We start from the raw sequence: 15749 nt of genomic DNA on the forward strand, positions 1-15749 counted from the left end.
AACAGTATGAAAAAAATATATGTATTGCTTTTATCCGCTTTCTCGTTTATTATGTTGAGTGGGTGTAATGATTGGATTGAACTGGAGCCGAAAGATACGGTGGCTAATGAGAATTTCTTTAAGACGAAAGATGATTTTGACCAGGCTGTGACCGGTTTGTACTCCATGCTTCGCCCGTTGGACGACGAAGCCAAAGACGGAGCGTATTTTGGGAATCTGTATTGGGAAGTTTGTGCAGACGTATGCATGTATAAGAATAGTTGGACGCAGCCCTGGTTTGATATATCACGGGGTGAATTGAAATCCGTGACCGACAATGTCGCATCTTTATATCAGAAGGTGTATGCGGCTATTTCCTGGTCGAATACGATCATTGAACAGATAGAGGCCAAGCAATCGGAGTTTCCTGAGGACTTTGTGAATTATGTAAAAGGACAGGCGCATTTTGTGAGGGCTATATGTTACATCCGTCTGACAAGTCTTTGGGGGCCGGTTCCAATGATCGACCGTCTTTATCTTCCTTCCGAATCAAAGTTGCCGAGAAGCTCGGTTGATGATATAACGAACCAGCTGATTATCCCAGATCTTAAAATAGCTGTCAGCTGCCTGGAGATGACTCCTTATAATAACAAATGGGGACTTGCCACCAAACAAGCAGCTATGGGGATGAGAGTACGTGCTTATTTGTATAACAAGGATTATGAAAATACGGTGGAAGCTGCAAAGGAATTGATGGAACTTGATAAAACCTTAGAAAATTCCATGTTCTTGGACGATTATAAAAGCATATTCGCCAACTCGAATGAAAATAACCCAGAAATATTGTTCAGCCTGAAGTATGTAGCTAACGGAACCAAACAGGGAAGTACGTTCAATACTCCTTTTGGAAGCAAAATCCCCGGACTGCCGACAGGAAGCATGAATGGTTCATGGGCAACTGTATCTATCTTGCCGGAGTTTATTGATTCTTATCCATTGACTGACGGCAAGACGGTGGCTGAAGGATCTATGGTATATGATTCTCAGAATAAGTGGGCCAACCGTGGTCCCCGATTCGAAAGTACGTTTTATATTGGTGGTTATTCCGTCGTGAACGGTATGCCTTTCACCTCTGAGTATGTGTGCGGCATTGATGCACAGTGTGCGATAGATTATCCGTTAAATATCAACAAAGGATATATGAACGAAGATAAAAAGACAGAATGGTTGCAGGAAGACGAGTCCGATTTCATTATTCTGCGCTATACCGATGTGCTGTTGATGTATGCCGAAGCGAAAACGATGCTCGGGGATATAGACCAGTCTGTATTTGATATATTGGACGCAGTGAGAGACCGTGCCGGAATAGCACATGTGGCTCATACAACAGACCCGAAGGCTATGATGAAAATCATCCAGGATGAACGGAAATGGGAATTTGCTTTTGAAGGGTTGAGATACTTTGACATTCGTCGCTGGGGGATAGCTGCCGATGTGATTAATTCGATCACTTCCGACGAACTGTATAATTTCGGTTCGCACAAAGTCTTTGTTGCACCTGCCAACTATCTATGGCCTTTGCCGCAGGAAGCTACTGATGCCAATCCTAATCTGCTCCCCAATAATGAGGGATATTAATTTGAAACAAGAAGTAAACCAGTAAATAATAAGTAAATAATGAAACATATTATACATATCATAGTTTTGGCTGTTATTACAGTTGTATATATAAGCTGTGAAAAGGAAGATTATGCCCTTCAGCGTTTGAGTGCTCCTGCACAATTGACTGCTAGTCGCGGTGATACCTCAGTTTTCCTAAAATGGACGAAAGTGGAAGATGCTTCTTTTTATACATTGGTCAGAGGATTAAAAGTGATTGCAGATAGTTTGACGGTTGAATCTTATGAAGACGACTCTGCTCCTGATACATTGACTGAATATCGCATTTATGCTGTGGACAACCAAGGATGGCGTTCGGCTACTTACGCGGTGGATTCGGGTTATTTGGGAATCCCTGATGGCATTGAACCTCGTGTTCCTGCCAAGTTAGAAGCATCCGATACTAATATTGAAGGCTGTTTATTATCCTGGAGTGCAGGACGTTTTGCCACTTCGTATAAAGTGTATAAAAATGGCACGTTTTATAAAGAGGTGACAAACAAGGAGTTCCTGGATTATGCAGCTTCGGTGACGGGTGCTGAATATACTGTATATTCGGTCAACCACAATGGTATGTCGAAAGGTATTTCCGTGACCGGCAAAAAGGCTTATCAGTGTCTCGACGATTATGAAACCTACGAGATCGGAAGTGTGATTGAACCTTGGACATTTATTCAAGACCGTATCGGATATTATACAGAGGGGAATCCGCTTGTAACCAATGAAAGGCCTTTCAACGGAACTAAATCATTAAGCATTAAAAAAGGAAAAATAGAGTTGATGTTCGACTGGGGCGGAGTGTGGAATGACGGTTATTATACCATAAGTTTCATGACTTATAAGGCATCCGGCCCATTCAAACTTTATTCAGATTTTGGTATTGATGATACAGTTCAGGGTACAGGCGAATGGGTGCAATATAACTATCGGACCGGTCTGCTGAAAGCCGGAGATAAATTCAAGATGGTGATAGATTCAAGAGAGGATGACGATATTCTCTATGTGGACAATTTGTCGATAGAATACGCAAAAGAATAGTTCTATTTTGATGATACAGACATGAGAATATTATATCATTATTTCTTATTGACCGTTTTCCTTCTATTCAATGTACCGGATGTTGGTGCATCGAGACAACTCTTTGCCATACATCCGGTCATCTACCCTTATCCGGTTGAGCCGATGGAATATCCTGAATATTCCCGGCGTCCTTATCCGGCTCTTTCCTGGAGTGATTTCGATCATCGGACTCAATTCGTAGCCGGGCGGAATGTTCCGTCAAACGAAGCTGAACTGGCTGATGTTCCGGGGTTGGTATATCGTCCTGGCGCTTCATTCTTAAAGAATCAGGAGTTTACGGGAAAGTTGCAATATATAGGAAAGCATGGAATGTATCTTCACAACATAGGTGGGTATGGACCGGGAAGTCCTTTTTATGGAAGTTTTGGTGAATATATCGTGCCGGAGTGGCAAACAGAGCAAATCAGAAAGCACCTGGGACACCGGTTTACCGGATTTGATGTAGGAGAACAGGATGGCCGGTTTAACTTTACCTATAAACAGATAATGGAACCGTACATTCCGGACCGCAGAAGACAGTATCTTGCTTCCCAGCCTTATTTTGACCGTGTCGCTGCAGATTTGGGAAACTGGTGCAGTTCGTTGAGTGTACTGTGGTACTGGCATTACATTCTAAAAGAAGGATATACGATTCTTGCAGGGGCGGAAACACAGAATAAGATTACCAACGGACAGGTGCAATATATGCATCTGCGCGGAGCGGGAAAGCAGTACGGTATCTTGTGGTTCGGTGATGTATCGGTGTTTGATACATGGGGATATAAGAATTACTCCCGAGACGAGAAATACGAGCGTGTGAATAAAGGAGGAAGTTTATCGTTGTTTAAACGCTCTTATTATACACAGTATATGTATAATGCAACGATACTCAGCATGGAGTCGGGATGGTGCGAAGGTCATTTTGCCACTAACAAGGGAGAATTGACTCCTATTGGTAAAATGCATACCGATTGTGCGAACTTTGTAGAGAAGTACGGACAGCCGGGCTGTATGGTTACACAAATCGCTTTACTCAATGATTTCTATTCCGGTTGGATGCCGGCAGACCATATCGCAGGCCGATTTCAGGTTTGGAACGGGATGGATTATGAAGCAGGTGACTTTCTTACGGATGCAATGATAAGTTTATTTTTCCCGAATTATGAACGGAGTGGCTTTTTTCATGATGAAACGGGAGCAATGTGTGCGACTCCTTATGGGGAGAATGCCGATGTTTTACACAGTGATGCACGTGTGGAAGTGATGAAACAGTATCCTGTCATGGTGGCTGCCGGAAACCTTTTCAGTGGTGGAATGGAGTTGGCGGATAAAGTGAAAGAGTATGTTCACAAGGGCGGTACTTTTATAGTTACGGCAGAAAATGCCGCACGTATTTGGCCGGAATGGAAAATCGGTAAAAGTAGAACCGTTCCGGCTGGAGGAATAGTCAGGGTAGGAGAAAATGAACTTGTAGAACGGGGGAACTTTGAACTTTATCGGGCTTCTTTGCCCGATGAGGCTCATGTTCTGGCAATGATTGGCGGAGAGCCGGTAGCCGTTGACATTCCCGTTGGAAAGGGGCAAATTATACTTTCGCTTACAGCTTATGGCCTGAATGCTGCTCCCTTGGAATACAACAAGCCACCTACATGGATGCAAGGTGGTTTCAACACTTTTCTAGGCAGGCCATATAGTTTACTGAATCACTTCCGGTCGATAGTGGATGCAGTATTTAAATCTGTACAATTGTTTGAAGTGGGCGAGGGTCTTGGAGTGATAGTGAATTATCTGGAAGAAGGCAAATATCGGCTGGCGATTTATAACAATACACTGGAGAGCCTGCCTTTTTCAATACGTTCGAAGATTGGAAGGATAAAATCAATAGATGAACTTTCGACAGGAGACAAACTGTTTCAGGCTCAAGGATATTGGCCGAATGGGATACGGGGAGATATGAATGGAAAAGATAATGATTCGTATATTTTTGGAGGGGATATACGTTTGTTCGACGTATCCGTTGATGAAGAGAGAGTAGAATTGGCAGAGAAGATACAGCAGGCGAAATCTGTGAGTCGCCGGCTGTTGGTATTTGACGATATCTTGTTCACCAAAGAAACAATCAGATATATGCCTACCTTTTTCGATTATTTTAGCGGAATATCCGTTGAGGGCGATAAGTTGTTACAGGCAGACAGCTACGCTTTGAAAGAACAGAATAAGTGGTTCTGCTTGCAGAAATTACAGATTACTGCGGATTTGCGGAAAGGATTTGCTTCAGGACGCTGGACGTTCGACAGTAGTCTGCCACAGTATAAGCAAACCTTGATTGAGCTGAAGGAAATAGCAGATAAACTCTCGCTTCTTTATGGAGAAGATGTGCTGTTTATACCGTCAACGCCGATAGGTTTTTCCATTCCCTCTGAATTAGCAGATTTAAATTTTCAACTAGTGAAAAGTCCAGGACAAGGTATGCTCAAGTCAGCTGGCGATGGTTATGAATTGCTTGATACACCGAGTTTGGATTGGGAAACAGTTTATGGACTTCTGAAAAATAAGTTACCTGCCGCACAGCATATATCCGGTGGACAGCAATCGTCTCAACAGCATGTATTGCCCGATAATAGAAATCATATTCTGGCGTTGGACAGATACTCCAAAGGGATTCTTAAAGATATAGATGAAATTGATTGCTTCTATAACGCATTCGGCGGAGTCTGTGTGAGCGCGGAATACTTGGCAAATTATTCATTAGACGCACTTCGTGAAGAGAAGAAGTTACTTGATGAGCGTGGTATATCTATGGTGGTTAGTTTCATAGAAGAGATAAACCATTTCCCGGGCTTGACTTTATGTGATGCCGTTCCCGAATATTATGAGAAAAGCATGGATTATTATAAGAGGATACTGGATAAAATGGGGGAATTACAAATAGGTGTGGCATTATTTACGACGCATGGTCGGGTTGAGAGTGACAAGTATCCTGCGCAAAAGGTATATGTTGGGATGAAAAAGACCTTTCGTTATTTGTCGGAATATGGTGAGAAAAGGGGAGTTCGGTTACTGCTGACTAACACACGGTTCAGGATTGCAGATACAGTAGATAAACAGATAAAAATGATACGCGAGATAGGAGAAAGTAATATCGGGATAGCTTTGAATCTCAACCATCTTTCGGAAAGTGAGTCCGGCTTGTATGTACGGAAATTCCGTAAACAGTTGAGGGAACGATTGGGTGCAGTGATTCTGGGAGGTCCTGTTTCCTATAAACATTCGGAATACTTACCTGTCCCGAATAGTGACAAGTCGGTTCGGGTAGCGAATGATTTGGAGGGGGTATTGTTAATTGATAAGGTTTACCCTCTTGATAGAGAGCGTGTGTATAAGGACTGCCAATATATGGGTTGGATAAAGGAATGAGATAACATCTGTATTTATAATCGGATTTGGATAGAATATTATAATAAGAATTGGATATGAAACAAGAGAAATTAATTCTTCTTTTTTTGCTGTGTTTATTAAGTGATACCCTGTGTGCTAAAGTTCAGACAGACGAACTATGCCGGCAGAGTATCAATTTCAACCGGAATTGGAAGTATATGCAAGGTGATTACACAGGCGCTGAACGGACGGACTATGATGATAGTAGTTGGGAAACAATTGGAATACCTCATTCCTTCAGTATTCCTTATTTTATGTCGAAAGACTTTTATACAGGCTATGGCTGGTACAGGAAGTCTTTTGAATTAACTGCGAAAGATTTGAAACAACAGCTTTTCGTGGAGTTTGACGGAGTATTTCAGGAAGCGGAAGTCTTTGTTAACGGAAAGAAGGCAGGTACACATACCGGTGGTTATACAGGTTTCTATTTTGACATATCTTCAGCAGTCCGCATGGGAAATAATGTGATTGCCGTACGCGTAAATAATATTTGGAAAGCCAATGTAGCGCCCAGGGCGGGTGAACATGTGTTTAGCGGAGGTATATATCGTAATGTCCGGCTGGTGAGAAAGTCGCCTGTACATATTGACTGGTACGGTATATTTGCGACGACACCGGATTTGGCAGCGCATCAAGGCAAATCCTCGGTAGTCAGGGTTTGCACGGATATCTGTAACAAAACGAATAAAACGATGGAATTCAAACTCTTGACGGAAGTAAAAGATGCCGAAGGCCGAATACTTGTTTCTGTGGAGAATGAGGAGAAAGTGGAAGCTAATTCTATGAAGAAGCTTGAACAAATCACTGAAGCGGTCAATCATCCTACCTTATGGCATCCTCGCCATCCTTATCTGTATAAAGTAGTCAGTTCAGTCTATCAGGGGCAAATGTTGATAGACCGAGTAGAAACACCTTTCGGATTTCGTTGGTTTGAGTGGACTGCCGACAAAGGTTTTTTCCTGAACGGAGAACACTTGTTTTTCAAAGGAGTAAATGTACATCAGGATCAGGCAGGCTGGGGAGATGCCGTGACGGAAGCAGCCATGCGGCGAGATATCCTGTTGATGAAAGAGGCTGGCTTTGATCTCATTCGTGGTTCGCATTATCCTCATGCGCCTGCTTTTTCGCAAGCTTGCGATGAGGAAGGTATGTTATTCTGGTCGGAAGCGCCTTTTTGGGGAATCGGAGGTTTCAGACCAGATGGTTACTGGGACTCAAGTGCTTATCCGGTGGACAAGAAAGATGCACAAGCATTCGAAGCAAGCGCTTTGCAGCAGTTGGAGGAGATGATACGTATTCATCGTAATCATCCTTCTATCGTGGCGTGGAGCATGTGTAACGAAGCCTTTTTTTCTGCACCGGAGGCGATGAAAGGGGTACGTCGCCTATTAAAGAGAATGGTTGATTTGACTCATCAGCTCGATCCGTCACGTCCCGCAGCCATTGGAGGAGCGCAACGTCCGTTAGGGGATGAGAGAATAGATAAGATAGGTGATATCGGAGGATACAACGGAGATGGAGCAACGCAACCGGATTTTCAGAATCCGGGTATTCCGAATGTGGTATCCGAATATGGCAGTGTGACTGCCGAACGTCCGGGGGAATATAATCCTGGATGGGGCGATTTGCAAATGAACGATGGGTGGAAAGGAACTCCATGGCGCAGCGGGCAAGCGATATGGTGTGGCTTTGATCATGGAAGTATTGCCGGCAGTCAATTGGGAAAGATGGGAATTGTAGACTATTTCCGTATTCCCAAACGCTCCTGGTATTGGTATCGAAACGAATATACCCGGGTGGCACCACCGGAATGGGCGGGAGAAGGCGTTCCTGCGCAACTGCGATTAGAAGCATCTCGCACTGATAATATCCTTACTGACGGCACGGACGATGTGCAATTAATGGTTACGGTCCTGAATGCAGCGGGAAAACCTGTTAGTAATTCCCCTGCAGTAGAACTGAGATTAGTTTCCGGTCCGGGGGAATTTCCAACGGGAAATATGATTCGTTTTGAACCGGACAGTGATATCCGTATCATGGACGGGAAAGCGGCTATTGCTTTTCGCTCCTATTATGCGGGAACCTCTGTACTCGAAGCCACCTCTCCGGGACTGAAACCGGCACGTATAGAGATTGTTTTTCAGGGAAATGAGGCTTATAAAAAAGGGCTGACTCCTGAAGTGAAAGAGCGTTCTTATGTACGTTTTGTAAGAGAGAAGAAGGAGAAAGCGGTACAGGAGTTCGGTCGGAACAATCCTACTTTTTCCAGTAGCCATCACGAAAATCAAGTAGCGGGATTTGCTGCGGACGGTAATTTGCAAACCTATTGGCAGGCATCCAAAGATGATCCCGCTCCTTTTTGGATATTGGATACGGAGAAGGAGCTTGAATTGAAGAATATTCAGGTTCGATTTCCGAAGGAAAGCATCTATCGCTATGTCCTTGAAGTGTCGGGAGATAAAGTACATTGGACAGTCGTGTCAGACAAACAGGCTAATAGGAGAAAAGAGTCGCATATTGCTGTGGATTTTCCTGATGCCGGGGTTCGTGCACGCTTTGTACGTATCCGGTTTGTGAAGAAGTCACCGGCAGTTATTGCAGAGGTTACAGTAAGGGGAATTGTATGCGAATAAAATAAAATTGTTATAGTAATCGTTATATAGCTTATGTTATTGAGAAGAAATTTTATCAAGAGTATTTGTGTGCTTTTGCTTTTTGCCGGGCCGGTTGCGGGTGTTGAACAAAAGACAGAAACCGTTCCCATGCGACTATGGTATGACCGTCCCGCAACGAACTGGATGACCTCTGCCTTGCCTATTGGTAATGGAGAATTGGGAGCTTTGTTCTTTGGTGGTGTAGAGTCCGAGCAGATACTCTTTAACGAAAAGACTTTGTGGACAGGAAGTACTACCACCCGTGGGGCTTATCAGAAATTTGGTGATGTATGGATTCATTTTGATGGGCAGGAAGATGTCCGGGAATATCGTCGCGAACTTTCTTTGGATGAAGCTATAGGCAAAGTGAGTTATACGTCGGCTGGAACGCATTATTTACGGGAGTATTTCGCCAGTCGTCCCGATGAGGTAATTGTGCTCAGACTAAGTACACCGAAAGCCGGGAAGAAACTTAATTTTTCCGTCAGCCTTGCCGACGGACGTCCGGGCACCCGGCAAGAAATCACCAAAGATGGTATCCTGTTCCGTAGAAAACTGGATTTATTATCTTATGAAGCTCAATTAAAGGTCATTAATGAAGGTGGCACATTGGTGGCGGATAGCAATAAACTATGTGTGAATGCAGCCAATTCCGTCCTTATTCTATTGACAGCAGCGACCAATTATGATTTATCTTCTGCTACCTATGTGGGAGAAACTTCCGGACAACTGCATAAGCGCCTAACAGACCGGCTCGCACGGGCATCTGCAAAAGGTTATGATCAGCTGAAATCCACTCACCTGAATGATTATCAATCTCTTTTCAACCGCGTCCGGTTTGATTTGAGGACAGCAGCAAAGACAGGGGGAAAAATAGGAATGAAAACAGAAATCCCCTCTGTTCCCACGAATGAACTGGTACGCCTGCATAAAGAAGCTCTTTATTTGGATATGTTGTATTTTCAATATGGACGATACCTGATGATCGCTTCGTCTCGTGGAATGAATTTGCCGAATAATCTACAAGGGATATGGAATGGAGATAATGCTCCGCCCTGGGAATGTGATATTCATAGCAACATCAATATACAGATGAATTATTGGCCTGCTGAGGTCTGTAATCTTTCCGAATGTCACGAACCTTTCATCCGGTATATTGCCACTGAAGCTCTTCGCCCGGGTGGTAGCTGGCAACAATTAGCACGAAGTGAAGGACTCAGAGGATGGACTGTAAACACACAAAACAATATATTCGGCTACACGGATTGGAATATCAACCGTCCTGCGAATGCGTGGTACTGCATGCATCTGTGGAAGCATTATGCTTACACACAAGATATCAACTATCTGCGTTCTGTGGCCTATCCGGTCATGCGCAGTACCTGTGAATATTGGTTTGACAGGCTTCAATTAACGGCTGACGGCGTACTGCTTGCTCCGGCAGAGTGGTCGCCTGAACATGGACCTTGGGAAGATGGAGTGGCATATGCCCAACAACTGGTTTGGCAACTTTTCAGCGAAACCATGCAGGCTGTACGTGTCCTGCGAGGAGCAGGCATTCCGTTGGATGCAGATTTTGTAAGGAAGCTGTCGGAGAAGTTGAAACGCTTGGACAATGGTGTCACACTAGGTGCCTGGGGGCAAATACGTGAGTGGCGGGAAGATAGTCAGAAACTTGATACCTTGGGAAATCCCCATCGGCATCTCTCCCAATTGATAGCTCTTTATCCGGGTAATCAGATATCTTACTATAAAGACGCAAAATATGCAGATGCGGCAAAAAGAACGTTAGAATCACGTGGAGACTTGGGGACGGGGTGGAGCCGTGCCTGGAAAATCGCTGCCTGGGCACGCTTGCAGGATGGCGAACATGCTTACCGTTTGCTAAAATCTGCTCTTGACTTTTCTACACTTACAGTTATTAGCATGGATAACGACCAAGGCGGAGTTTATGAAAATCTTTTTGATTCGCATCCACCTTTCCAAATCGACGGTAATTTCGGAGCTACGACAGGCATTGCCGAAATGTTACTGCAGAGTCATCAGGGATTTATCCACCTGTTGCCTGCCTTACCTTCTGTTTGGGCAAATGGCAGTGTGACGGGATTACGTGCGGAAGGAGACTTTACCTTTACAATGGAATGGAATGCCGGACGGCTAACACAATGTGCCGTTACTTCCGGTCATGGTGGAGAATGTCGGATATATTGCCCTGCTGCCCGTTGGTTGAAAGTCAAAAATAGCAAGGGAGAAAAAATTACGGTTTCTTCTATTGATAAAGATGTAATCTCCTTTTCTACTGTAAAAGGGGAGACTTATAACTTTTCCATATTGAAATAATAGTCTCTGCTACCCTCTTTGTTTCACCAGGCTTTGGAACAAAGAGGGTAGCAGAGACTATTTTCGTTTGTAGTAAACTACAACATAGGTTGTAATTGCTTTCTTTGTATCCAAATTGGGCAAGTTAAAATTCAACTCAAATTTAAAAAAATTTGCTCTTGATTCACCTCCATGATTAGTTTTTATGATTAATTATCATGGTTGTTTTTTAGGGTTAAAATTACTCTTTTCTCAAATAGAATACTGATATCCAGTGTCCTTCATAAAACTTCTGACTAATTTTGCCTCTTTCGAATAAAAACAATATATTTGCCAGTAGTAATACCTTAAAAAACGAATTAGTGAGAAAAGTAATCCTTTTATTTCTGCTTTTTTTAAGCGTAGACACCGTCCGTACACAAGGACAGAACATCACTTTCAGCCATTTGACCACTGATGATGGACTTTCTCAGTTTTCTGTCAACAGCATGTATATTGATGAACAGGGAATTATATGGATCGGTACGCGCGAGGGACTAAACCGGTATAACGGTAATGATATCAAGAGTTTCAAACTTAAAAAGAACGACCCGAACAGTCTGTTCAGTAATACCGTACTACGCATCACCGGAAATAGAAATGGTAAAGTGTACCTGCTCTGTACCGATGGTGTGGCGGAATTCGATCTGGCGACTCAAAGGTTTAAAACATTGTTGCAGGGGAATGTAGACGCTATTTATTTTAATGAGAAGTTATATATCGGAAAGAGGGAGGAAGTCTTTGTATACAATGAAAGTACGGGCAACTTCGACCTTTTCTATCATCTCGCAGGCAAAAACATCACTCTATCCTGCCTGCACCTGGATAAAAACAAAAATCTGTGGATGGGGACTACCAGCAATGGTATATACTGCCTGTCGGAAGATAAAAGCCTTTCCCGGCCTGTCACAAAAGGCAATATAACCAGTATTTATGAGGATTCTTCCAACGAACTGTGGATAGGGAGTTGGGAAGAAGGACTTTACCGTGTAAAAACAGACGGCAACATTGAAAATCTTCGCCATAATCCGATGAATACGAACAGTCTATGCTCCAATTTTGTCAGAAGTTGCTGCGAAGATAACTCCGGGGATTTATGGATAGGAACATTCAACGGACTGAACCGATATGACAGAGAAACAGGTAAGTTTCACCTTTACACCGCCAATGGAAACAGTCCCGACGGGCTTACCCATTCTTCTATCTGGTGCATCGTAAAAGACGGGCAGGGAACAATCTGGCTGGGAACTTACTTCGGCGGAGTGAATTACTTCAATCCTGAATATGAAATCTATACCCGCTATAAAGTGGGAGACACGGAGAAAGCAGGTTTGAGCAGCCCGATTGTAGGCAGAATGACGGAGGACAAGGACGGTAATTTATGGATTTGTACCGAAGGCGGTGGTGTAAACGTATACGACCGGATCAATAATACATACCGTTGGTATCGCCATGAGGAAGGGAGAAACAGTATTTCGCACAATAATGTAAAAGCCATCTATTACGACCGTGCTAACGAGATCATGTGGATAGGTACCCATTTGGGAGGATTAAACAAGCTCGACCTGCGTACCAACCGTTTTACAGTCTACCGGATGAAGGCGGGAGATCCGACCTCGTTACCCTCGGATATTGTTCGCGACATTATACCGTATAAGGATAAGCTGGTAGTTGCCACACAGAAAGGTGTCTGCCTGTTCAGTCCGGCAACAGGTAGTTGTGAGCAGCTTTTTCAAGAAACAAAAGAAGGAAGAGGAATTGGCATGGTGGCCAGCCTTTGTATAGACAATGACGGTACCCTATGGGTTGCCGCCACCGGAGAGGGTGTTTACTCTTATCGGTTCGACACTGGCAAGCTGACCAATTATCCGCATAACCCTGCCAATCCGAACAGTCTCAGCAACAACAACATTAACAACATCATGCAGGATAGTAACGGCAACCTGTGGTTCTCCACTTCCGGCAGCGGGCTTGACCGTTACCGCAAGGAAAGCGATGATTTCGAGAACTTTGATATGCAGAAAGACGGTTTATCCAGTGACTGCATTTACGAGGTATTCGAATCATCGATACAAAAAGGACATCTGTTGTTGATTACTAACCAGGGATTTTCAGAATTTGACTATCCGAACCAGAAGTTCTATAATTATGGCACGGAAAACGGATTCCCGTTGACCGCCGTCAATGAGAATGCGCTGTTTGTGACACACGACGGAGAAGTGTTTTTGGGTGGTATCCAGGGAATGATTTCTTTCTGGGAGAAGAAACTGCATTTTTCTCCCAAATCTTACAACATACTTCTTTCCCGTTTGCTGGTCAACGGTAAGGAAGTAACCCCTGGAGATGAAACTGGGATTCTGGAACAGTCAATCTGCCATACACCGGAGATTAAATTGAGGGCGAACCAATCAATGTTCAGCATTGAGTACGCCACTTCCAACTTCATCCCCGCCAACAGGGACGAAATTCTTTATCGTCTGGAAGGCTTCTCCGACGAATGGAATCATACGTATCGCAAACAGACGCTTATCACTTATACGAATCTGAATCCGGGCAAGTACACACTTGTCATCAAATCACAGCGGGACGGGATCAAAGAAGCCAAACTGCTGATTATCGTCCTTCCGTCCTGGTATGAGACATGGTGGGCTTATCTGATTTATACCATCGTCACTATCAGCTTGTTGTGGTATCTTATCCAGAACTATAATTCAAGAATCAAACTCCGCGAGTCATTGAAGTACGAAAAGAAGCATATCGAAGACCTGGAAGCACTGAACCAGTCGAAACTCCGCTTTTTTACGAATATTTCGCACGAGTTCCGTACTCCGTTGACACTAATCGTCGGACAGGTGGAGACGTTGTTGCAGGTACAGACGTTCACACCCAATATATATAATAAGGTATTGGGAATCTACAAGAACAGTCTCCAGTTGCGGGAACTGATTACCGAGTTACTCGATTTCCGGAAGCAGGAACAGGGACACATGAAAATCAAAGTGAGCCGGCACAACTTGGTGAATTTCCTGTATGAGAATTATCTGCTCTTTCTCGAATACGCCAGCAGCAAGCAAATCAACTTCAAGTTCAATAAACAAAAAGACGATATTGAAGTGTGGTATGACCAAAAGCAGATGCAGAAAGTAATCAATAACCTGTTATCGAATGCATTAAAGCATACTAAAGCTGAGGATACTATCTCTATCAATGTATCGCAGGAGGAAGACTATGCCATAATCGAAATAAAAGACACCGGCTCGGGCATTGCCGCCGCGGAGATTGATAAGATATTCGACCGCTTCTACCAGACCGAACACCTCAACTCGTTGAATACCGGAGCCGGTACAGGCATCGGGCTGGCACTGACGAAAGGTATCATTGAGCTTCACCAAGGCACCATCCGCGTAGAAAGTGAACCGGGCAAAGGAAGCAGCTTCATTATCACCCTCAAACTGGACAAAAAGCACTTCACGGAGGAACAGATAGCACAAGAAAGCACAGAATCAACGATCCGGCAAACGGAAACGATTGTTCCTTCAGTGGAGATAATACCTGATTCGGAATGGAAAGAGGAAGAAAATAAACGGATTGAAGGCGCCAAGATGCTGATAGTGGAAGATAATGAATCTATCAAGCAGATGTTGGCAGGTATCTTCGAAACGTTCTATCAAGTCAGTACCGCTTCGGACGGAGAAGAAGCTTTGGAAATGATACAAAAAGAGATGCCGAGCATTATACTGAGCGATGTCGTCATGCCTCGTATGTCCGGTACGGAACTTTGTAAACGGATCAAGACGGATTTCAACACTTGCCATATCCCGGTTGTGCTGTTGACTGCACGCACGGCCATAGAGCACAATATCGAAGGACTGAAGATCGGTGCGGACGATTATATCACCAAACCATTTAATACAAACCTGCTGATTTCGCGTTGTAATAACCTCGTGAACTCCCGCAGACTGCTGCAAGAGAAATTCAGTAAGCAGCCGCAGACTTTTGCACAAATGCTGGCTACCAATCCAATGGATAAAGAGATGCTCGACCGAGCAATGGATATTATCGAACGCCACTTGGATGATACAGATTTCAATGTCAACATCTTTGCCCGTGAAATGGGTATGGCCCGCACCAATCTGTTCACCAAACTGAAAGCGGTGACGGGACAAACGCCGAATGACTTTATTCTGAACATTCGCCTGAAGAAAGGGGCTGTCATGCTACGGAATAACCCCGAACTGAATATTACGGAGATTTCCGACCGGATTGGCTTCTCTTCTTCACGCTACTTTAGTAAGTGTTTCAAGGAGATTTATCATGTCAGCCCGTTGGCTTACCGCAAGGGAGAAGAGAAAGAAGAAGGAGACGGGGAAGAAACGGACAATTTGTATAATGGTGATAATAATTAATTTATGTATTCACCTACCACCTCCCCCTACGGGTACTCCTCCTTCCCGAAGGAGGAGAATTAAAGATACTGCCGATTCGCTCTTGCAGCCATAAAACAGGGCCTTTTGTGCCACAAGTGTGCCACCCTATTGGCACGCTTGTGCCAACGCACTGGCACAGTTGTGCCAAAGGCTTGGCAGGGTCGTGCCAATACGT

At 44.0% G+C, this 15749-nt stretch carries 6 protein-coding genes; all 6 read left to right on the forward strand.

The window, feature by feature from the left end; translation table 11 throughout:
* Positions 1–6 precede the first annotated feature (6 nt).
* The 6 genes from BHV72_RS18180 (at position 7) to BHV72_RS18205 (ending at position 15553) form a co-directional block, all read left to right on the forward strand.
* Positions 7–1617, forward strand: a complete 1611-nt coding sequence (locus BHV72_RS18180; protein ID WP_005682459.1) for a RagB/SusD family nutrient uptake outer membrane protein — start codon at positions 7–9, stop codon at positions 1615–1617.
* 39 nt (positions 1618–1656) lie between these two features.
* Positions 1657–2676, forward strand: coding sequence for a fibronectin type III domain-containing protein (locus BHV72_RS18185; RefSeq protein WP_122118669.1), 1020 nt, complete (start codon positions 1657–1659; stop codon positions 2674–2676).
* A gap of 21 nt (positions 2677–2697) precedes the next feature.
* Entirely contained in the window at positions 2698–6114 is a 3417-nt protein-coding gene (locus BHV72_RS18190) for a sugar phosphate isomerase/epimerase family protein (protein ID WP_286857324.1), read from the forward strand.
* Between the two features lie 56 nt (positions 6115–6170).
* Positions 6171–8768, forward strand: a complete 2598-nt coding sequence (locus BHV72_RS18195) for a glycoside hydrolase family 2 protein (protein ID WP_005682462.1) — start codon at positions 6171–6173, stop codon at positions 8766–8768.
* Positions 8769–8801: 33 nt separating this feature from the next.
* A complete protein-coding gene (locus tag BHV72_RS18200) occupies positions 8802–11129 on the forward strand; it encodes a glycoside hydrolase family 95 protein (protein WP_122264027.1) in 2328 nt (775 codons plus the stop codon).
* A gap of 341 nt (positions 11130–11470) precedes the next feature.
* Entirely contained in the window at positions 11471–15553 is a 4083-nt protein-coding gene (locus tag BHV72_RS18205) for a hybrid sensor histidine kinase/response regulator transcription factor (protein WP_055169953.1), read from the forward strand.
* Positions 15554–15749 lie beyond the last annotated feature (196 nt).

Source organism: Bacteroides sp. 43_46 (assembly GCF_001915455.1).
Classification (GTDB): Bacteria; Bacteroidota; Bacteroidia; order Bacteroidales; family Bacteroidaceae; genus Bacteroides; species Bacteroides caccae.

Coding starts and splice junctions, on each gene's coding strand:
- BHV72_RS18180 (WP_005682459.1), top strand. CDS start 7: ATGAAAAAAATATATGTATTGCTTTTATCCGCTTTCTCGTTTATTATG.
- BHV72_RS18185 (WP_122118669.1), top strand. CDS start 1,657: ATGAAACATATTATACATATCATAGTTTTGGCTGTTATTACAGTTGTA.
- BHV72_RS18190 (WP_286857324.1), top strand. CDS start 2,698: ATGAGAATATTATATCATTATTTCTTATTGACCGTTTTCCTTCTATTC.
- BHV72_RS18195 (WP_005682462.1), top strand. CDS start 6,171: ATGAAACAAGAGAAATTAATTCTTCTTTTTTTGCTGTGTTTATTAAGT.
- BHV72_RS18200 (WP_122264027.1), top strand. CDS start 8,802: ATGTTATTGAGAAGAAATTTTATCAAGAGTATTTGTGTGCTTTTGCTT.